The 21,294-nt window shown below is 66.5% G+C and carries 11 protein-coding genes and 3 pseudogenes; 8 read left to right on the top strand and 6 right to left on the bottom strand.

The window, feature by feature from the left end; all coding sequences use genetic code 11:
- Positions 1 to 235, top strand: a pseudogene (locus ACFXA3_RS08460) (hypothetical protein); the annotation flags it as partial.
- A 387-nt stretch (positions 236 to 622) separates the two neighbouring features.
- Here ACFXA3_RS08460 and ACFXA3_RS08455 read toward each other — a convergent pair.
- Genes ACFXA3_RS08455 through ACFXA3_RS08445 form a run of 3 tightly spaced genes read right to left on the bottom strand, consistent with a single transcriptional unit; the run spans position 623 to position 5,732 of the window.
- Positions 623 to 1,078 (bottom strand): hypothetical protein, encoded by a 456-nt coding sequence (locus tag ACFXA3_RS08455; RefSeq protein ID WP_385183772.1) that lies wholly within the window; start codon positions 1,076 to 1,078, stop codon positions 623 to 625.
- Complete coding sequence (locus ACFXA3_RS08450) at positions 1,075 to 5,367, bottom strand: DUF6531 domain-containing protein (protein ID WP_385183769.1); 4,293 nt, start codon at positions 5,365 to 5,367, stop codon at positions 1,075 to 1,077. The genes ACFXA3_RS08455 and ACFXA3_RS08450 overlap by 4 nt, the downstream gene beginning before the upstream one ends.
- Complete coding sequence (locus ACFXA3_RS08445) at positions 5,364 to 5,732, bottom strand: hypothetical protein (protein WP_385183766.1); 369 nt, start codon at positions 5,730 to 5,732, stop codon at positions 5,364 to 5,366. Before ACFXA3_RS08445 ends, ACFXA3_RS08450 begins: the two co-directional genes overlap by 4 nt.
- Positions 5,733 to 6,337: 605 nt before the next feature.
- Here ACFXA3_RS08445 and ACFXA3_RS08440 point away from each other — a divergent pair.
- Together ACFXA3_RS08440 and ACFXA3_RS08435 are read left to right on the top strand one after the other, a co-directional pair.
- Positions 6,338 to 6,706, top strand: a complete 369-nt coding sequence (locus ACFXA3_RS08440; protein WP_385183763.1) for a hypothetical protein — start codon at positions 6,338 to 6,340, stop codon at positions 6,704 to 6,706.
- 161 nt (positions 6,707 to 6,867) lie between these two features.
- Positions 6,868 to 7,207, top strand: a pseudogene (locus tag ACFXA3_RS08435) (transposase family protein); the annotation flags it as partial.
- A 308-nt stretch (positions 7,208 to 7,515) separates the two neighbouring features.
- Here ACFXA3_RS08435 and ACFXA3_RS08430 read toward each other — a convergent pair.
- From ACFXA3_RS08430 to ACFXA3_RS08420, 3 genes and pseudogenes are all read right to left on the bottom strand, one after another.
- A pseudogene (locus tag ACFXA3_RS08430) lies at positions 7,516 to 7,698 on the bottom strand (CorA family divalent cation transporter); the annotation flags it as partial.
- A gap of 281 nt (positions 7,699 to 7,979) precedes the next feature.
- Positions 7,980 to 9,710, bottom strand: coding sequence for a TerD family protein (locus tag ACFXA3_RS08425; protein ID WP_385183760.1), 1,731 nt, complete (start codon positions 9,708 to 9,710; stop codon positions 7,980 to 7,982).
- A gap of 578 nt (positions 9,711 to 10,288) precedes the next feature.
- Positions 10,289 to 11,088 (bottom strand): IS5 family transposase gene (locus tag ACFXA3_RS08420; protein WP_385183773.1). Its coding sequence is split into 2 segments (ribosomal slippage): positions 10,289 to 10,749 and positions 10,749 to 11,088, totalling 801 coding nucleotides; the frame shifts between segments, so codons are not numbered across the junction.
- A gap of 544 nt (positions 11,089 to 11,632) precedes the next feature.
- Here ACFXA3_RS08420 and ACFXA3_RS08415 point away from each other — a divergent pair.
- The 5 genes from ACFXA3_RS08415 to ACFXA3_RS08395 all read left to right on the top strand — a co-directional run bounded on the left by ACFXA3_RS08415 (position 11,633) and on the right by ACFXA3_RS08395 (position 20,861).
- Positions 11,633 to 15,055, top strand: a complete 3,423-nt coding sequence (locus tag ACFXA3_RS08415) for an AAA domain-containing protein (RefSeq protein WP_385183757.1) — start codon at positions 11,633 to 11,635, stop codon at positions 15,053 to 15,055.
- Positions 15,048 to 16,451 (top strand): phospholipase D-like domain-containing protein, encoded by a 1,404-nt coding sequence (locus ACFXA3_RS08410; protein ID WP_385183754.1) that lies wholly within the window; start codon positions 15,048 to 15,050, stop codon positions 16,449 to 16,451. The genes ACFXA3_RS08415 and ACFXA3_RS08410 overlap by 8 nt, the downstream gene beginning before the upstream one ends.
- Before the next feature lie 478 nt (positions 16,452 to 16,929).
- Positions 16,930 to 17,763 (top strand): Crp/Fnr family transcriptional regulator, encoded by an 834-nt coding sequence (locus tag ACFXA3_RS08405; RefSeq protein ID WP_385183751.1) that lies wholly within the window; start codon positions 16,930 to 16,932, stop codon positions 17,761 to 17,763.
- Positions 17,764 to 17,892: 129 nt separating this feature from the next.
- The gene (locus ACFXA3_RS08400; protein WP_385183748.1) at positions 17,893 to 18,792 is read left to right on the top strand and encodes a hypothetical protein; all 900 of its coding nucleotides are present in this window, start codon (positions 17,893 to 17,895) and stop codon (positions 18,790 to 18,792) included.
- A complete protein-coding gene (locus tag ACFXA3_RS08395; RefSeq protein ID WP_385183745.1) occupies positions 18,789 to 20,861 on the top strand; it encodes a hypothetical protein in 2,073 nt (690 codons plus the stop codon). The genes ACFXA3_RS08400 and ACFXA3_RS08395 overlap by 4 nt, the downstream gene beginning before the upstream one ends.
- The last annotated feature ends 433 nt before the right edge of the window (positions 20,862 to 21,294 follow it).

Here is a 21,294-nt window from a genome sequence, read left to right as displayed (position 1 = left end):
CCTCCGCGCCGACCTGGTCCTCTTCGACCCGGACACGGTCGCGGCCGGGTCGACGTACGAGACCCCGCGCTTGCTGCCGACCGGAATCCCGCACGTTCTGATCGACGGGCGTTTCGTCATGCGGGACGGGCGCCGGACCGACGTCCTGGCGGGCCGCTCAGTGCGCCGTACGGCCCCCACTTGGCGCGTGGCCAGGAGCCCGCTCCGGAGCGGCTCGAAGAGGCACGCGAGCTGATCGAGGGGGAGGGACCGCAAGTCGTCGAGCGCTCCCCCTCCTTGCCGACAGTTCCAGCCCTGGGTCGGCCCCCGGGCCGGGGCCGGGACGCGTCGGCGGAGGTGCCAGAGCGCATACCCCGCGACCACCATCACCAGTCCGGCGCCCGTCATGGCCGCCCCCAGGACCCGGTGGTACCAGGGCAGCGCCCACATCGAACCGGCCGGCTGCGCCAGGTGCATCCCTACCGGCAGCTGACGCTGCCGAATGCCCTCGGCCCGCCGCACCGCGATGCCCCGCACATTGAACGCCCAGCTCGCACCACACCCGACGCCGACCAGCCCGGCCAGAAGGAAGATTCCGATGACGACGGGCGACGGCCCTGCGTCCCGGCGGCAAGACTGCTCATCACGCGGCACCCCATACGGCTTCAAAGTCCTGGCAGTGAACAGTGATCGACGCATCGGTCAGCGCAATTTCGTGGCTACAACCATCGGGCCGCGGAAGGATCTCGTCGAGGAGTACCGTATCGGCCTGCATCCAGTCGATCGACTGATCGTAGTCGATCGAGAAGTGCGAGACCCCGGAGTACCGAATCCGAAGACCGGATTCATGCTTCCACTGGTTGGCGGAAAATTCCAGGGTCAAGACCCCACGCTTGTCCGTCGGAACGGAGATTCCTGCCAGTTCGAGGTCTTTTACGGATCGGGCACCGCGCATGCTGTAGTGCTCGGCGTCGGAGGCAAAAGCCCAGGCTCCGGCAGGCAACGCGTCCCGCATCTGCGGAAGTTCGACGAGATAGGCACTCGGGTCCAGGTTGAACCCGTGCATCTCTGAATCCCAGTCCGCCTTCACATATTTCATTTACAGCCTTCCGAGGCAAGACGGGGTCGCTGCCATTTATCTCCGGTGATGTCTTCGGTCCCTCTCGGGCCAATCCGTCCATGCCGCCGCATGGTATCGATGGCTTTCCCCTTCAGCGCATTCTCGACACTTGGTGGAACTTCGACATCTGCACCTATTGTCCGGTGCTTGTTGAACCAGCCGTCGCTGCCGAAAATACCCACCTCGCGGCCAGATTTGTCGTAGACATGGATCTCAAAGTCTCTCCCCTTCATTCCTTCCTGCCAGGTGTCCAATCGCCCTCGATACCCCTTTCCAAGGTCAAGCGGATCCTTCGGCCCCCGTGCCGCAAGCCCCAGCGAGTCGGTCCAGCCCAACGCGTTCACAACATATGCGTGGTGGTTGGGTGCCGGTTCCAGGCCCAGCGGGTCCGGGCTGATGTACCTGGCGGTTTCGGGGTCGTAGTAGCGGAAGTAGTTGTAGTTAAAGCCGGTTTCCGGGTCCGCGTATTGGCCGGGGAAGCGGAGTGGGCAGTCCAGGGATGTGGTGTCCGTCGGGGCGGGGAAGTGCGCGCCCCACAGCGTGGTGCGGCGCTGCCAGGTCAGTTCACCGTCAGGGGTGACCAGCTCGGTCGGCGTGCCGACCGTGTCCGTGATGACGGCGTGGAAGTGGGTGCTGTAGTCCGCCGAGGTGTCCTGGGCCAGTGTGGCCAGCAGTGATGCGCCTTGTTCCCGGACCAGCGGTCTGTGGTCGGTCTGGATGAGGGGGCGGTGGGTGCCTGGGGCGTAGTCCCAGGTGGTGACCTGGCCGTCGGACGTGTTCTGTTCGGCCAGGCGGGTGTCGTCCCAGGTGAATTCCGTGCGGTCGGCGGTCGAGCCGTCTTCTGACAAGCGGTGCTTGGATATTCGGCGGCCCAGTGGGTCGTACGTGTACTGCCAGTGTTCGCCGGCAGGTGTCACGGCCTCCGTCAGGCGGTCTTCCGCGTTCCACGCGTACGTCCAGGTGTGCTGCTGCCCGTTGAGGAGCTTGCGGGTCTTGCGGATCAGGCGGCCCTGGGCGTCGTGCTCGTACGAGGTGCGGTCGGCGCTGCGGATGAGGGTGCCGTTGAATGCGCGGTCGCCGGAGGATTCGTGCGCGGGGGCGGTGGCGTGGGTGAGGTTACCTGCCGCGTCGTAGGCGTACGTCTCGGTCCAACCGTGCGCCCGGACCCCGGCGACCCGGCCCAGTTGGTCGAGGTCGAACCGACGGGTGCCCGAGGTCAGTTCGCGGATCTCCGTCAGGTAGTCGTCCTCGCGGTAGGCATAGGTGCGGTGCTGGAGGAGGCGGTCGGCCTCGTCCACCCGGCCCGAACCCGAAAGGGTCTGCTCGGTGAGGCGGTGGGCGGCGTCCCAGGACTGGGTGAGCGTGACTCCGTCGCCAAGGCGGCGCTCGGTCTCACGGCCCGCGGCGTCGTACGCGAAGGTCAGTGAGCCAGACTCGGTGCTGATCGCCGCGGGGCGGCCTGCCGGGTCGTAGGTCCACTGCGAGTTCAGCTCGGACGGGGTGGTGCGCCGGACGAGACGTCCGAGCACGTCGTACACGTAGGTGATGGTCCGGCCGTTGACGGTTTCGGTGAGCGTGCGGCCGAGGGCGTCCCGCTCGATGGCGACCGCCGCATCCGAGTTGGCCGTGTGGATCAGATGGCCCGATGTGCCGTAGGCGTACGTGGTGACGGCGCCCGCGTCGGTGCGCTGCTCGACGACGCGGCCCAGCGCGTCCCTGGTGAAGCTCAGCTTTTCGCCTGCGCCGTTCGTGCGGGATGTCAGAGCGCCCGACGCGTCGTGCGTGTATGTCAGCGTCCGGCCGTTGAAGTCGGTCTCCGTGACCAGTCGGCCGGCTTCGTCGTACGCGTACGTCCAGGTCAGCCCCTGCGGGTTGGTGACTTCGGTCAGCCGGAGCTCGGTGTCGTACGCGAAGGCGTATGCCGTTCCGTCCGGGTCTGTGCGGGTGGCGGGTACGTCGAAGTGCGTGGCGGTGTGGCGGGTGACGTTGCCCGCGGGGTCGGTGTGGGTGAGTGGGTTGCCCTCGCCGTCCCAGGTCCAGGACTCCCGGCTGCCGTCCGCATGCTCGCGCCACGTCGGCTTGCCTTCGGTCGACCAGCCCATGCGGGTGGTCCCGCCCAGTGGGTCGACCACTTGGACGACACGGCCGAAGGAGTCGCGGCGCGCCACCGTGGTGTGTCCGAGTTCATCGGTGACGGCGACGGGCAGCCCGGCCGCGTCCGGTGTGACCCTGCGGGTATGGCCCAGGGCGTCGGTGACAGTGACCAAGTGGCCCGACTCATCGTAGGCACAGTGCGTTTCGGCGCCGAGTGGGTCGGTCGTGGTGACCAGGTTGCCGCGCTCGTCGTAGGTTTGGTGCCAGGTCGCACCACCGGGTTCGACGACCTCGACCGGCCGGCCGAGCGCGTTGTACGTGGCCCGGGCGACGGTCTGGTCCGGCAGGGTGACTGCGGTGAGGTTGTCGGCTTCGTCATAGGTGTAGCGCGTCGTACGGCCCAGCGGATCGGTGACCGAGACGGGTTTGTCACCCCTCGCTGTCCACTGCGTGCGGGTGGTGTGCCCGAGCGGATCGGTCTCCTCGACGACCATACCCGCGGAGTTGTACCGGTGGGTGGAGCGGCGGCCGAGGGAGTCGGTGTAGATGGTGGTGTGCGCCTGGTCGTCGTAGGCGAGGGTGCCGGAGAGGACTCCTTCGCTGCCTTCGGTGCGCTCGACCCGGCCGCGGGTGTCGTAGAAGTACGCGAACGAAGTGCCGTTGCGGTCGGTCCAGGAGGTGACCCGTCTCTCGGCGTCGTACGTGAAACGCAGTGGTTCGTCGCTGGAGTTGATGACCTCGGTGAGGTTGCCCGCCTCGTCGTAGCCGTACCGCATCACGACCGTACCGGCGTCCTCGCCCGGCGACGGCTCGTACCGCGACGGGGCCTGGTCCAGCAGGCGCAGGGCGGTGATGCGCGGCCCCTGGGTGTCGACGGCGATGTAGTAGCCGCCGGAGTGGCGGAGCGCGGTGGGGATGCCGTCGGGCGTGCGCTCGATGTCGATGCGGGCGCCGTTGCGGTCGTGCCAGCTGTCCAGGGGGAGGTGGAAGACACCCAAGGTGCCGGAAGGGAGGGGGGTACTGAAGGTGCGGACGACTCCGGAGTCCGGGTCGGTGATGGTCATGACGCCGTCGGGCTTGCCGTCCCATTCGAGCGGCCAGCGGGCGCCCTTGACCGGCAGGACGGGCTCGCCCGGCTGGGGAACGGGGTAGACCAGGCGCATGCCGTCCGAGGCGGCGAACACCACTCCTTCCCCGTCGATCTGAAGGCACTCGTCCAGGGTGGAGACCCAGGTGGGGCCGAAGCACACTCCACCGCGGTACGAGGACAGGTGGGTGCGCTCGAAGACCAGGGGGAGGTCGGCGGGGAGTGTGAGGTCGGTCTGTGTCATCAGCATGGCGCCGGTCGCCACGTCGATCGGCTCTCCGACGCACGGAGTGCTCTTGCACTGCCGGGCCGCCGGACCGAGTTCGACCAGGTCGGGGCGGAGCGTCGGCGGCCGCAGCATCAACGGCACCTCGGTCTTGGTGAACAGGCTTCCCTCGATGCCGGCCTTCGTGACACCACCGGCGGCGCCGAACGCCCCGCCGTAGATCATGCCGTCCTTTGCCGCGGCATTGATCTCGTCGAGGCTGAATCCCTTCTGCATGCCGGTGGCGATCTTCAGGGGCTGGGCGACCGCGAGGTCGATGGTCACCGATTCCATGCTCCCGAAGGCCGCCGCGACCAACGTGCCGGCGGCGATTTCGGCGACGGTGGTGGTGACGGCGATGCCCATAGTGGCACCGAATTCGATGAGGGCCTCGGTGGCCAGGGCGGCAGCACCCGCGGCAGCACCCGCAGTCACGAAGGCCAGCGCGATGCCACCCACGATGATCGCGGCATCGATGCCGATCTGCGTCCAGAGTTTGTTGATGGCGTCGTCGACGGCCTTCGCGAACTTGTCCAGTGCCTCGGCCATCTGGCGGGACGCCTCGGCGAGGTCGCTGAGCCAGCCCGCGTCGTTGCCCTTGGCGTACCGCCCCCAGAAGGTCCCGAACGCCTCTATCGCCTCCCCCGTGTTGTTGGTGATCAGGGAAGAGGCCGCGTTGTTGACGGGCGTACGTACATCGTCGACGGCGTCGGCGAAGGTCCGCCAGGCATCGGCGGCGTGCCGCAGGGTGCCGGAATTGGCATCCGGCCACCACAGGCCCAGCGTGAGCAGGAGGTCCTTGGCCTCGTCCTCAATGCTCACTTGTCGCCCCTGTCGTGTCCTTCGCCGTCCTTCGACAGCACCTTCGTGAACATCCCGGCGATCAGCTCGTCGTTGTCGACGTGCCCGTCCGCCATGTCGGCCATCGCCTCGTGAATGCTGACCAGACCGAGGACGAGGGTGCCAGCCGCCTTCTCGATGGCCTTTTGCTGGGGGCTGTAGGCGTCGCCGAATGCCTTGCCCTGTTCGTCATCTCCCCACGGCTTACCGAGCCCATCGAGGGCGGTGACGAGCGTCGTGAGCGCTTTGCTCAAGTTCTGGCCCTGCGTGAGGAAGACCGGCGCCGTCAACTTGATATCGGCCGTACTGATGTCCAGAACCTTGCCGCTGTCCTTGCCGTCACCCACGCGTGCTGCCTCCCCCGATTCCGACCGCGAATCGCAATCCTAGCTTGACACTGTCGGGGATCTTGCAGTTGTTCACGTCAGTCGCTGGCGGTTCGTCAGGACCTTGGCCGCTGGATTTCGTGCTTGTCCAGGAAGTTCCGGAAGGCGGTTGGTGGCGGGGTACTTTCGCCGGTCGGCGGAAAGACGCTGAACCTCCCGATGTTCACGGCGATGGCCGTGAGGACGTGCTGCAGGTGGGCCTTCGGCTGTCTCCGGCAGCGGCGTATGCCGTGCACATGGGCGAACTCATTGACGGCGTCCTTCACTCGGAGCGGACCGCGTAGCGGGCCCGCCAGTTGGGCATCTGGTCCTCGGCGCGGACTCGGATCTGTAGGTCTCGGAGTTCGCGCGGGGGGAAGCCGACGTTCCGGACGCTTGGTGCACCAGGTGCGGACTGCGCGGGGGCTGGCACTGCCCTTGGTGAACCGTGCCGTGATCAGCGGCGCTGCGGTGGGCGAGGAGGTCGGGTAGGGGCCGTGCGATCCCTTGCTGACCTGGCTCTGTGGGCATGTCAGCTGGCAGCAGTCGAAGCCGATGCCGTCCCGGCTGAAGCCCTCGTTCTGGCGGTGCAGACGGATGGGGCCCGGCAGCTGGCCGCGACGCCCCAGCCGGGCATGGGTGCCGGGCAGAGCCCGGGCGTCGTACGTGGTGGCCGGCGTCGTGGCCACATCCGTGATCGCGTACGTGTCATCGGGGGTGCAGGCCAGGTTCCGCTGTGCACCGCCGCAGTCACCACAGCGATAGCCGGCCACTACGCCCGCCGGGCTGAGCGCGTGGAGTTCACCGGCTTGGTCCTCTTCAACAACTACCGCCTCTCCCGCGCACTCGCGGGATCCGCCGACCGCAAGGGCTCGCGGCTGGAACACAGCTTCCGCGCCTGGGCGGAATCCGGGCTGTGCGAGGAAGCGCCTGGCCCTACGATCAGCACGACCTGACCAGGGTGGATCGAGACCCACCCGAGCACTGCCGTGCCACCGCCCGACGCACATGCCCCGTAAACCGGCGGCTGTCCAACCCCGATGCAGCGAGTGCGCTGGACCTGGCCCGCCACGCGATTGCCCGGGGGATTCCGGTGAGTGTTGAGATCCGGCTCTGCTCCGGCAAGCACAAACGCCACGGCATGGACGTGAAAGTCCTCACCGACCCGTTCGGCCGACTGCTGTGGGCCTCGGCGGCCCTGCCCGGATCCATCCATGACCTGGGCGGACAAGGCCTACCAAGGCGCTGGCCGACCCGTCCGAATCCCCTTCCGGGACCTCCGGCTCAAGCGCTGGCAGCGCCGATGCAACAGCAGCCACACCAAGATTCGCTGCCTCGGCGAGCAGGTCACGGCAGTCCTCAAGGGCTGGCGCCTGCTCCGGAAACTGCGCTGCAGCACCAACTGGATCACCGACATCGTCAAGGCCGTCATCGTTCTTCACCACGCATCAGCGTGAGGATGGAAGAGGCTTACTGTCTGTGATGCGCCGCAGGGTCGGCGGGCTCTGTAAGGGGCGCTGAACAGGAAGCCCGGCGGGCTCGTTGCGGCGGGCGCAAGGCGCTGACTTTCGTTCGGTTCTCCCCAGATTCTCCCCAGAGCTTGCCGACGCCCAAAAAGGGCTGGTCACAGGCTTGTCGGGGACAAGGTGAGGAGATCACCCGCATCTATTCTCCCCAGGGACTCCCCGGGGCTGCTTCTGAGTCGATCTGTGAGTGATGCGAGAGCAAAGTGCGAAGGAGTGCTGAGCGGGATGTGAGGAGCATAGAGCCAGTCCCGCCGCTTAAAAATTATGTACAAACTCACGCAAACCATCCCCATGAGGCAGATCGCAAGGGGGTATCGTAAGCTCCAGCCCAACTCAGGCATGTACTCGAAGTTCATGCCGTAGATCGTGCCGACCAGGGTGGGTGCGAACAGGATGGCGGCCCAGGAGGAGATCTTCTTGAAGTCGTCACCCTCACACCGCTGACCTGCGGAAATAGCCCGGAGGTGCCCTCTGTTCTGCGGCGATCCGCCTTTCTGGCTCTTTCGCCGCATTGCCTATTTGTGCGGCCGATCCTCCCCAGCCGCTCCCCAACGGGGCTTCATTCTCCCCAAATTCTCCCCAGCATAGGGCGCCTCCGAAGGCGGTTCGCAGCTGGTCAGGGGGATACGGGCCGTGGGGAGCGCTACGCAGCGTTCACGTACGCCGTCTGCTGCGGCTAGGGGTTGAGTATCGATTCGATGGGCTACCCCACATCTACTCCGTGCGCTCTGGCCAAGCCATCGAGTCCGTCGGCCCACCCCTGTCCGACTGCTCGGAGCTTCCACACCGGCCGATGCTCGGCGGACCTGTGCCGGTACAGCTCCGCGACGACCATCGCGCGGATGGCCGGGTCGGCGGGTGGCTGGAAGGTCCAGGAGGTAGTGGCGCATCTCATGGACAGTTCTGCATGGGTGAGGGAGCCGCATGTCAGTCCGGTGTCGACGTCCATGTTGATCGCGATCGTTATGCGCTGGACGTGCTCTGGCAGGGCTGCGAGGTGGATGGCGGCGCGCTCGACGGAGTGGGTGCCATCGTTCTGCTTGCCCAGGAGACGCGCGGCCCCCTGGGCAGCGGACGGCTGGTTGTAGAAGACGAAGTCCTCGTCGGAGGAGACCCGGCTCTGTGCGTCGGTGAGGAAGAGCGTGAGGTCGGCATCTGCGCCGGCGAAGCTGAACGCGACGGTCAGCCCTTCCCATGCCTCGTCGGGCAGGGTGAGGTTCTGCCCCGGTGTGAGCGACGTCGGGGCAGCGAGCACGGGCTGGCCCATGGCGGGCGGCTGCGCCACCGACGGGGTCTGGTTCCTCCACTCGGCGAACGTGTGGATCCGGTAGTGGTCCGGAGCCGACGCATCGTGAGTGGCCGGAGCGTTGGCGAGGAGGTCGCCATCCAGGCCAGCGAGCGTGGCGTCAACGGAGGTGGCGTCGTCCTGGGCATGGTCGAGCAGGCTTCGCAGGCCGGGCAGTCGACTGGTGTCCAGCGGCTTGATGGTGCTCGCAAGATTTCCGGAGGCGGTCGTGCCGACGGAGCAGGCGATGTCCTGGCCGATATCGAGGAACCGCAGCGCGTCCTCCGGCTGCCGCCAGGGGACCGACTCGATGGCCTGGCGGGTCCACCGGCCGTACGCCACGAACCCCAGCCGCTGGGTGTCCGGCATGCGCGTGATCACCGCGAGGTCGATCGCGGTGATCCCCGGCGCTACGGCGAAGCCCTCCTTGAGGGTGGCGACAACGTTGGATCCCATGGCCGTGAGCCACCACAGGACCCGGTCCCGCTTGGTCAGCGTCTTCAGCGTGGGGCGCCCGCTGGAGGTGACGCCAGGAGTCTGGTCGGGCAGTGAGTCGATGTCGTGCTGCCGCATCACCACGGACATCACGGAGCCGTCGACCCCGACAGCACAGCCGGCGGCGGGGTTGTCGGAGAAGGCGTAGTTGACCGTCTCGCACACGGTCGCCTCGTCGTTCGCGACGAGGGCCTGCCACCACTGCTGTGCCTCGGCGTTCAGCTCCCCGTGGACGCCGTGCAACCTCGCCTGCTCGGCAGCCAGGTACCCCGGAGCGTCGCGCTCGGCCCGCAGCTTCGCCTCCGCGCGCTCGGCACGGGCGAACACGCCGAGCCCCGCCAGGTGGAACGCCTTGGCCTCGGCCAGAGCCCAGGGCAGCCCGAGCTGCGGGGGCCCGGCTATCACCGGCGGGTGCACAGGGGAGAAGGACTGCAGGTGCACGCTGGTCATCTGCTGCCGCAGCTCCCGCAGGTGTGCGATGGCCGCATCCCGTTCCGCCTCCTGCTGGGCCCGCTCGGCCTGCCGGCGTACCCGTTCGAGTTGCGCGCTCGAAGGCCCGGCCGTCCGCGGACGCGAGCCGGAGCGGGTCGTCCGACTAGTACTGGTCCGGCGGCGCCCACCGCCGAGCGCGGTAGAGGCATAGAGGGGACCCATCCCCGACGAGAGCGTCGTCCGGCCGCCGCCCACGCTCACGCGTGCCATCCGCGGCCCGACGGACGTCCGTACGCCCCTGGTCGAGACACGCACACTCAGTCCCGGCACACCGACGCGGAAACCGAATCCCATGGAGCCTCCCCTGCTACTGCGAGGAGTCTGTCAGCACCCGGGCGCCACTGCGTCTGGATCGTTGCATTTCGCCAGCTATCGGGGGGCGCTCTCAGGAGGAGATCATCTCGTCGCTTCGAGATGGCCTGACAACTGTTGCTTGATCGATCCGGTCACCCTGGTCCGCCGTTCTGGACCGAAGGGCTCTGCCGAGTGCTGCTGCGAGAGCGAGTCCGGTTTCGCGAGCGGTCAGATAGGGGCGAACATCGTGGGCATGCGCGCCGTTGTTGACCGTCTGGTCCTGGATACGGGTTCCGAATGAAGGTGCAAGCTCTTTGATCAGACCCACGGCATCTCCGTGATCGGCGATGCTGACCCAAGATGAGGCCGTCCTCCTGCGAGTCCCAGCAGAGGAGGTAGTGCCGGTCCCGTTCCTCCACGGAGCCGTGGCCCGCTAAGACGTCATCTCATTTGGCGAGTCTGCGGTAGCAGATGAGGGTGCAGGCGATGCTGGTGAAGGCGAGGAAGTGTTCAGCCTTGCGTTCATAGCGGCGGTGGAGTCGGCGACAGCCGGCGAGCCAGGCCATCGTGCGTTCGATGGTCCAGCGATGGCGGCCCAGCCGCTGCGAGGACTCGACGCCCTTGCGGGCGATGCGATGCTTGATACCGCATCCTCGTAACCATCTCCGCAGGTGGGCATAGTCGTAACCCTTGTCCGCATGCAGCTTGCCGGGCTTACGGCGTCGGCGCCCGCGCCGCGACCGGATGGGCGGTATGCCACGGACGAGGGGCTCGAGAGCCTGGCTGTCGTGCAGGTTCGCGCCCGAGATTCCGACGGACAGGGGCAGACCGGTCCGCTCTGTGATCAAGTGGATCTTCGAGCCGTACTTGCCCCTGTCGACAGGATTCGGGCCTGTCAGGTCCCCCTTTTCAGGGCTCGCATGTTGACTGAGTCGATCGCGCAGCGGGACCAGTCCAGCTCGCCGCGGGCGCCGAGCTCGTCAAGCACCAGGCGGTGGAGCTTGGCCCACACCCTGGCCTTCGTCCACTCGGTGAACCGCCTGTGGGCCGTTGCCCCCGACGGCCCGAATGACGCCGTCGGCAACTGCTGCCATGTGCAGCCCGACGTGGCCACGAACACAATCGCGGCGAGCACTTCCCGGTCACCGTGCCGACGTCGGCCGCCGCCCTGCGGCCGCGACGGCGCCTCCGGCACCACCCGCTGGAACAACACCCACAACTCATCCGGCACCAGCCGCTCAACAATCCCCGCCACGACCGACAGCCTACCCAAGTCGCCAAATGAGATGGCTTCTAAGCACACGACTACGACGTCGGCGGCCGTCAGATCGGCATCGGACGACCAATGGGTCAGCTTCCGGCTGTGCTCGGGCGCCGCCCGCATGCGCTACGGGCTCCCAGGTGATGGTCGTTTGGCCGCGTCGGCGTTGACATCGACGTCGATCAGTCGGGGTACCTGGTTGGGGCGGATGCGGCGGTGGATTTGGTGGAAGTGGTCCCGGGGTGACCTCGTCGGTTGCGTACGCCTCGGTCTGGTGCAGCACGCCCGAGTCGTAGCCGGTGGCGTGAGCGCCTCGGACGGTCTCGAAGGTTCGGGTGACGGCGGCGCGCAGGGGGAGGGAGCGAACACCCAGCAGCCGGTCCATCAACACCGACCGCTGTCAGCACCACCGCCCCAGCGGTTGGCGGGAATGAATTGGTGGCAACAGGCACGCCCGAAGCCAAGCGGTGACAGGATGCATATTCGGGCTGGGGCGCACCATCTGAAGGTGCTGAGCAAGGAGTAGTGCGTGGGGGAACGGACAATCAACGAGCGCTTTCTTCTGCTCCCCGAGGATCCGCGCCCCGGCGGCCTGTCCGAGGTACGCAAGGCGGTGGACCTCAGCAGGTCTTCGGGCGACTATGCGGCGGTCAAGCTACTCAAGCAGAGGGATGACGAGGTGATCCAGGTCTTCCTCGAGCGCGAGACCAAGTCACTCAAGTCGCTTCAGCACCCACACATCGTGCGCATGCTTGACTCGGGCTTCGACGCGGAGCTTGGCCGCTATTTCATCGCCTTGGAGTGGGTGGAGCACAGCCTCAAGGACGAGATGGCACAGGGGCGCCCGATCGGTTGGCAGGCCTTCTTCGCCCGGATCGGCAGGCCCCTTGTCGCCGCCCTGTCGCACGCGCACGCACACGAGATCGAGCATCGTGATCTGAAACCCGGAAACGTGCTGCTCACGGCGGACGGCACACCGAAGCTAGCCGACTTCGGCATCGCGAAGATCCGCTCGAAGGCGGTTGACCCGACGGACGAGACCGTGGCGGAGTTCCGCTCCAGCCTGTACTCGCCACCTGAGCAGGAAGACACGATCCCCTACGTGCGGGATGTCTACAGCTACGGGGTGCTGGCCCTCCAGGTCCTGTCCGGTGGCAAGGCCCGCGACTACGCGGACCTGTCCGAGGTGCTGGCCGACCTCGACTTGGACGGTGACGTGCGTACCGTTCTGCAGTCCTGCGTCGACTTCGACCCCAAGAAGCGCCCTGCGAACGCCGCCGTGCTTGAGCAACGGCTACTCGACGCCGAGCAGGCGCAGGACAATCGTCACGCGCGCCGTACCAATGCGGGCTGGCTCAAGCTGACCCGTAAGGCCGCGGAGGCGCTTTGCGCGGTTTCCCCGGGCGCAGAGATCCCCTGGGACCGAGCCAAGCAGATCGTGCTGGACGACCTGTCACGGATCGTCCATGTGGACTACGGATACATTCCGAAGACCGGCGAGAGCGACAGGACCACCCTGAGAATCTTCGGGCGTTCCTGGTTCCTGCGCCTCGTCCAGGACGAGACCTACAGCGAGCGCAGCGTCATCGTCTCGGCGGATGCCCGATCCGAGGAATGGATGTCCAAGCGGCGGGAACGGTCAATGCAACTAGGGCCAGTGCTGACCTGGACCTTCGATGACCCTGGCGAGGACCCTGCATACGACGGCATGACTCTCCTGCTCGACAGTCTGGATAACCACCTGGCCGCGCGGGAGGAAGCCGCCAAGGCGCGGGAGGACCACCAGCTGGGCGACCTTTTCGAAGGCTGGCGCCGCCTCCTCGATGCCCGGGAGGAACTGGCGGCCGGCGGGCGGCAGAACCTCGACTATGAACGGGTCACCGGCAACGGTCGCACCCGCGTCTTCCACCTGGCACTGCCCACCGAAGCCAACCTGGTGGGGGAGGAATGGTCGGTTGCGGACTACCCCTACAGTCGCCCGGTTGAGCGTGGCGAGGTTACCGCCCAGACCGACGACACCCTGACGGTTCGCTTCAACCGTCCCAGCGCGATCCTTCCCCGGCACGGGGTGTTGCTGCCCTTCTTGGGCCCCAGTCAGACTGCGCTGAACCGCCAGCGTGACGCCCTGTCCAGTGTCGCCGCCGGACAGACCGCCAACCGCACGCTACGTCAGATCATTGACAACCCTGGCGACATCACTGTGCGCGAGCCAGTAGAGATCACCACCTGGTTCCGTAACGACCTGGATAGGAGCAAGCGCGCGGTTGTTGCCCACGCCTTGGGTAGCCAGGACCTGCTCCTGGTCGAAGGGCCACCGGGCACTGGGAAGACCACCGTCATCGCCGAGATCGTCGAACAGACCCTCAAGCGCAACGCCCACGCCCGTATCCTCATCGTCAGCCAGACTCACATCGCAATCGACAACGCCCTGCTGCGTCTTCAGCAGGCCGGCATCAACGGGATTGTGCGCCTGGGAAAGCCCGACGACCCGAAGGTCGCAGCCGCTGTGCAGCCTCTCCTGCTCGACAAGCAGGTCAAACGCTGGACCCAGCAAGTCCGTACTCGTGCCGAGCGCTACCTTGAGACGATCGCCGCCGACAAGGGGTTCGAAGGGCGCCATCTGAAGGCAGCCCTTCTGCTAGAAGAGCTTGCCGTGCTCGCCGCCACCCTCGAGCACGTGGCCCGCAGGCTTAGCGACCTCACCAGCCAGCCGGCCCCTGAACGCACCACGTCTGCTCGGGAACTCGGTGAGGAGGCCGTCACTCTCCGGGACCGGCGCGATCACCTCCTCCAGCAGCGCACTGAGCTTTACAACCAGGCCCAGCGCATGCTCACGGGCGAACTGACCCTGCGTGAGGACCTCACACCCGCCGACGCACGCGACGCCGTCGAGGTGCTGCTCGGCAGTGGAGGAGTAGGACGCGACCTGATGAGGCTGCTGAGTCTGCAAGGTGAATGGCTGCAGCGAATCGGGACGGACCAGAACCTGATCAGCACATTCCTGCGCACGCAGCAGGTCGTCGGTGGCACTGCACTGGGCTTCCTGGGCCACCCTGCGGCTCGGGACATCGAGTTCGACCTATGCATCTTTGATGAAGCAAGCAAGGCCACCGCGACCGAAGCCCTTGTTCCGCTCGCGCGCGCTCACCGATGGGTGCTGGTTGGCGACACCAAACAACTCCCGCCGGTCGATGAAGATTTGCTGCGCGAACAGAAGATCATGGCGGACCATCAGCTGATCCCCGAGCTGGTCACGACGACCCTGTTCGACTACCTGGTTCGTCGTACCGAGCCGCCGGTCAGGCACCTCCTGCGGGAGCAGTATCGGATGACCCCAGCTATCGGCAAAATGATCTCGACCTGTTTCTACAACGAGGAGTTGCTCTCCCTCAACGATCATGTGCTGCCCGGATACGACGTGATCGGCAAACCCGTTCTCTGGCTCGACACCACCAAACGGCCCGACCGGCGCGAGTCCGACCGCACGTCCACCGAGACGAGTATCTCCAATCGCATAGAAGCCCAGCTCGCCGTCCGTCGGCTCGAGGTAATCGACCAAGCCATCGACAAGAACGTCATCAAGCCGCCTGACGGACGTACCCTCGACGTGCTGGTCATCGCCCCGTACGGACGCCAGGTCGAAGAACTATCTCGACGCCTGGCCTCAGTCAAGCTCAAGCACCTCGACTACGAAGTCTTGTCCGTCGACGCCGTTCAGGGGCGCGAATGTGACCTCGCCGTCTTCTGCGTTACACGCAGCAACGACCGCTCTCAGTTCGGATTCTTGGGCGAGCCCTACTGGCGGCGCATCAACGTCGCGCTCTCCCGTGCGCGCTTCGGCCTCACCGTCATTGGCGACGCTGCATTCTGCCGTAGCAAGCCTGGAGCCCTGCGCGACGTCCTGGAATACCTGCACGACCACCCCGAGGAGTGCGAGATCCGCGATGCCTGACTTTAGCGCCGACAGCCTCCTCGCTCTCCGGTACCACCAGGCCCGACCCGGCCTCGAGCTCGTCGCCATCGTTGATGCCGGTCTGCCCGTCACTCTGCTGACCGCAGACGTCCTCGCCCAGGAACGCAAGGACTTGCCCCTCCTCGACGAGTTCCTACTCCGCTTGGTAGACAATGGTGTTAGCAGCGAGAAGGCCATTACCGGCCTGCTGGGACTGCCCGAACGCATGGTCACCCAGACCCTCGCCCAGCACTTCTCCCAGGATTACCTCGCCTACGGTCGCCCCACCTCCGGAACGGAATCCGCAGTCAGACCCCTGCTACTGACCCGGCGCGGCGAGCAAGCCGCCCGTGACCATGCGGCGATCACTCCCACACGTGTCAACCAGCCCATCGTCTACGACCAGCTGTTGCGCAAGGCCCGCCCATACGAACGCAACATCCTCCGTCCCCGCGGCCAGGCTGAAGAAGAAGGCGTGCTCCTTCTCCCCGCTGCCCACCATGGCCCGATCGAGACGGGTGACATCTCCGCCGACGACATCAACACCCTTCTGCGTGAGAGCGGGAACACTCGGCGCGACGTCCTGCTCATCAAGAACCTCACCCAGGACAAGGCGCGACGGGTGATGCCGGCCAAGATCCTCGTCTACGCCGACGCTGACCGCACCGACATCCAGATCGGCATCGTGGTCGACGGAGAACTGAGCCACCCCCACGAACTCGCCCTCATCGCACAGGGCGGCGCAAAGGCCCTCGGCATCACCGTCGAGCCAGCTCCCGAACGTCCGGTCCTGGAACCGGAACTGGAGCAGGCCCGTACTACCCTGCCCGACATTACCCAGCACCGCTCCGAACAGGCAGCCGCTCACCTTGCAGCACCAGGGCTCGTTCCGCGGCCGCCGGACTCTGCCGAGCAAGCGGCCCCTACTCACGAAATCCGGGCGATCGGTGTCTTTGAGCACCCCGACCTCCTCGACCAGGCGCTCACCCAGGCTCGGAACCGGCTACTCATCATCTCCCCATGGATCAAAAAGGCGATCATTACTACCGAGTTCCTTAGCAAACTCGAGACCCGCCTGCAGCGCGGCGTCACCGTCCACATCGCGTACGGCTACGAAGACAACGACAGTAAGTCCGACCCGCTCGCCATCCGACGTCTGGAGAACCTCGCTGGCCGCTACAAGGGAAAGTTCGTCTTCAGCCGTCTCAAAAGCACCCACGCCAAAGTCCTCGTCTTCGACGACACATGGGTTACCACTAGTTTCAACTGGCTTTCGTTCAAGGGTGATCGCGACCGAACCTATCGTATGGAGGAGGGGACCCTGGTCCACGACAAACAGGTCACCGATCCCCACTACAGCCGCTATCTCGAACTGATCGAGCAACAGCGTAAGTAGCCCAGCGGGCGACAGCACCACCGTCCACAACCTGCCACGACCAGACCATGCATTCAAAGAAGGGCAGCCCAGCGCACTGGTCCAGGCCGACCTCACCTGATGCATTCCTTTGCTGTTGACCAGCCGCATCGGAGCACCACCGTCGCCGAGGTCGAGAATCCGATCGGCGAAGCCCAATGCGTGCAGGGCACGCCGCAAGGCGAGCTCCGGCGCCGTGTCTCGGCTGCGCTGGGCCACCATCACCTTCCGCGCACTGGCGTCTCGCGGTGCCGGCACGCCAATGCGCCTCTCTTGGATCCCCACCTCCAGACGACTGCTGAGCGATCGATTCGGTCACTAGCCGTCGTCCGGCGCCGTAGGTGGTCCGTCACGAACAGACCTACCTGGCCGTCCCGACGGCAGTGCGGCGCATGGCCTGATCTGAGGAGCTTTGGCGCGCGACCCAAGATCCCCTGTCGAGAAGCACGACGGGCCACCGATGGGCTACGACAAGCCGTTCTCGGCCGCTATCACGAGCAGGCGCCAGCCCTCGCGTCCGAGCAGCGAGCTGAGTCGGACCGTCACGATTACTTTCGGCCAACATCACTTGATGGGCGGTGCCGCCCGAGACATCGGCGTACAACTCGTGAGTCCGATGTGCACCGGTGTGGGTGTGATGGGAAGGCGACACGTGCTGTCCGATGAAGTCTGGCGTGACCTGCGCAGTCAAGGCGTAACCAGGATGTTTCCGGAGCGCAGCGTGATGCTGCGGCAAGGTTCGCCCGGGACACACCTCCTGGCCCTCACCTCCGGGTTAGCCAAAGTGGTGTGCCGAGAGCCCAACGGTGACAAGACCTGGCTCGCGTTCCGAGGGCCGGGGGACCTCCTTGGCGAGGTCTCGGTCTTCAATGGAACTTCACGCACGGCAGACGTTGTCGCCTTAACGCCCTGTGTTGCGGTCGTCCTGGACGCCGAGCGCTTCGTGCGGTTTGTCGAGGAACGCGGACTGGTCATCCATCTGATGCGCCAGGCACTCGCCAGGATGCGTGAGTCAGACCTCCACCGAGGTGAACTGCAGACCATGCCCCTGGTCGTGCGACTGGCGCGCACGCTGCTGAGGCTGGCCGTGCTCACTGATCAGATGCCCGGGAGCAACCCCGTCCGGCTAACGGGGCTGAACCAGGAAGAGGTCGCGCAGGCGATCGGCGTGACACGCAATGCGGTCATCAGCGGGTTGGGGCAGCTGCGGGCCGCCGGGTTGGTCGAAACAGCGCGGCGGGTGATCGTTATCAGGGACGTGGAAGTCCTGAAGCGCTGGGCGGCGGCCGACTGAGGGCGGCGGTCTGTGACCTGGGACACGCCCCGTGCGCCCAGTGCTGTGCACTCGGTGGAGCGGCGCGGATGGAACCTCGGAGCAGCCCGAATAGGGCTACTTACTGGACCATCCGTGAGGAGATCCCGCATGCCCGTGCCCATGCCCGTCCCGTACGCGGAAAGCCGACCGCTTCCGCCCTACCGTGCCCTGTTCGCCGTTGACGCGAAGGACTTCACCGGCCTTCCGGCCGCTCAACACGGTCCGGTCAGCCAGCTCATTCCGCAGCTGGTGGACCAGGCGCTGGAGCGGGCTGGCCTGCACCAGTTGCGTGATGCCCAGCGATTTCCCGACAATACGGGGGACGGCGTCGTCTTCGGGTTCGATCCGGCGCACCTGCCCTTCGTGCTCTGGCCGTTCCTGGGCGTTCTGGACGACGTGCTCGGTTCGTACAACCGCCAGGCCGTCGGTCCGCGGATCAGGCTCCGGGTCAGCGTCCACGTCGGTCCGCTGCCCGACGGGGGCGAGCCCGGGGACGGAAACGGCACGGCCCGCAACGACATGCACAGGCTACTGGATTCGCGCCCGGTCAAGGCGATCCTCGCCGCGGCGAGCGAGGAGGTGACCCACCTCGCCGCAATCATCTCGGAACGGGTCTACGAAGACGTCGTGCTGGGCGCCTACACGGGGCTCCATCCCGACCGGTGTGTCGAAGTGGCGGCCACCGTCGACGGCAAGAACTTCTCGCAGCGGGCGTGGCTGTACGTTCCTTCGCCTTCCGGGAATCTCGTACGGGCGGGCATCCAGCCGCGTGAGGAACCCGTGGGCGCGGTGCCGACGGCCCCCGACGTGGCATCGGACAAGGGCTCCGGCACGGAGTACAGCGGAAACTCCCAGCACGTCGGGGAAGGCGCCGCAGTGATGGGCAACGTCGGTCGTGACTTCACCTATACGGCGCCCGCGACCACGTACCGCGGAACCAACCAGCACTGGGGCAGCGGAGACAACGTTGCGGGTGACAAGCGGGCCGGCGACGGGGACCGCCCGTGAACGCCGGACCCGGACCGACCGCTGAGCCGGATATCCAGCCGGACGCTGACCAGCCCGATCCGTCGGTTGGCCGGGAGGCCGGTCAGCACAGCTCCCTCCGTGAAGGTCGCCAACGGGTCGACAGCGGGGTCGCTTTGATGGGCAACGTTGGAGGCGACTTCACGTACCTGAACATCAGTGCGTGGAACGACGAAGCCACCGAGCGAATCCTCAAACCACGCCTGCGCGAGGGCCCTTACCCGGTGGAAGAGGTGCGCGACCGACTGTACGGATTCGTCGAACCGCCGTCGTACGCGCGCTGCCGGAAGGCACTGGACAGCCGGATCGTGCTGCTCAGGGCGAGGGCCGGAACGGGCGCCGGTACGACGGCCTTCGCTCTTCTCGCCGAAAGGCACGGCGAGGGCGGTGTCACGGGTCTGGACGCGATGGCGGATCTGTCCGCGTGGCGGCCGAAGGCAGGCCGTGGGTACCTCCTGCAGGGGTTGCCGGCGGCATCCGCCCGATCTCTCGACGGCGTGCGGCTGGCGGGGCTGGCCGAGGCCTTGCACGGCGCCGGGGCGCACCTGGTAGTCACCATGGCGCAGGACGCCCGGCTGCCGTCAGACACCAGCCGGTGGGAAGAGGTGCATGCCGCGCCCGGACCTCATGAGGTCGCGGAGAGGCGATTACGGCTCGTGGCCGCTGAAGGGAAGCTCAACAGCTCACAACTGGACGCCGCACTGGGGCACCTGGCCTCCCCTGACTTCACCGACTACCTATCGACGCATCCGCTGCCCGGCGACGCAGTCGACCTATCGGACGGGTTGCGGCAGTGTGCGGAGACGTCGGCACCGATCGGGTCCGTGCTTGAGGAACTCCTGACCGGCACCGAGGCCGCCGCCCGTTCAGCGCTCGCCAAGGCCCGGCACAGTGCCGCCGAGGTCTCCTTGATGGCGGCCGTCGCTCTGCTCCCGGGACAGGACCGCACTGTGATCGAGCAGTTCGTCACAGCAATGCGCCCCCTGCTCGGTGCGCGTGCTGCCAAGACGGGGCAGAGAGAGGTTCCGGAGGATCAGTCGCCGGATGTCCTCGGCCCCTCGTTCGAGGAACGGCTCGAAGCCATCGGCGCACGCGCGCTGGCACCTCGTAGTTCTCCAGCCGACCGGTACCGCTACCCCGTGCAGCCGATCGTCTTCTCCGGCAGGCACCGCTCCGCGACACTCCTGCGACACCTGTGGCTGGACTTCGAAGGCATGCCAGAAGCGCTATGGGGAGCGCTGGAGCAGTTGCGCTATCAGCCGGGCCTGGATCTGGCCGCCGGAGAGGCGATCGGCCGGGTGCTCGCACATGCCACCGGCCCCGGCGCGCTGAATCAGCTGCACCGCTTCGCCTCCTCGGGCGACCGCTGGCGTCGACGTCTGGTCGCAGTCGCACTGGGAGAGATCGTCCAGCACCCTCTGGTGTCCGGTGCGGTCAAGGAACAGATGCGCCGGTGGAGCCGGTCATCTGCCGTACTCCGCTGCACGGTCGCCGAGACATGTGGTGGTAGCTACGGTCTTGCTCGGCCGACCGCGGCCCTCAAACTCCTGGACACCGTCCTCGACGGCTCCTCCCCGGAGTTGGACGCGAAACTGCGTTCCGCCGTCTCCTTCGCGTTGGGCGCGCTCCTCACCGAGGAGGCGAACCACGTCGAGGTCCTGGAGACGGTGACGAGGTGGCTGGAGGCCGGCCGGGGAACACCCCGTCACTCGCTGGCGGTGCACGTGATCGACTCCATGTCGCTCTCGACGTTCCCCCAGCCGGGCACACCGGGTGCCGTCCGTATGAGTCTGGCCAGGACTCTGGAGCGCCACCCCGAGCAGGGCTTCGCACTCGTCGTGCTGGGTCTTGATGACCCGGCCACGTACGAAGCGGTGGCCCAAGGACTTGGGCGGATCGAAGCCGACCCCGACATGTTCCAGAGGACGGCCTTCGACCACTTGGTGAGCGAGCTCTCCCGTACCGCTCGCCAGCAGCGGGGAGTCATCCGGTTCCTACTGGGGCGCCACCGAGATCACACGAACGCATCGCGAAGGAGGAGTGCGTCATGAGCAGGCCCCTGTTCACGTCAGTCAAGTCTTCACCCGTTCGGCAGCTGTTGCGGCAACGGTTCGGATCGTCTTCAGGGCGCGCGCTCGTCTTCCTCTCGGATCAGGAAGGGGACTGCCTCGAGCCACCCCGAGGCGGAGACATCTGGGGATACCCCCGACCATCGATCGGGGCAGCCTTCCGCCGGGAGTTCGACTCGATCGGGTGGGTCTCGCTGGCGGAACGTCGGACCGTGATGGAGGTGTCACGCCGGGGCTCCGTGGCATCAACGCCTTCGCGAGCGCGCTACGAAGTCGCCTGGAACGTCAGCAACCCAGTGCTCGCCGCGCGGAGCGGCCTCACTGTGTATCCCGCGACCCGGCTCAGCTAACAGACCAAACCAGGAAAATCCCGATTTAGAGGGGCTTGTGAATCACTATGAAACACACCCAAGAG

This window comes from Streptomyces sp. NPDC059456, assembly GCF_042750055.1.
In the GTDB taxonomy this organism is placed as follows: domain Bacteria; phylum Actinomycetota; class Actinomycetes; order Streptomycetales; family Streptomycetaceae; genus Streptomyces.
This window is presented reverse-complemented; position numbering and strand designations above follow the sequence as displayed.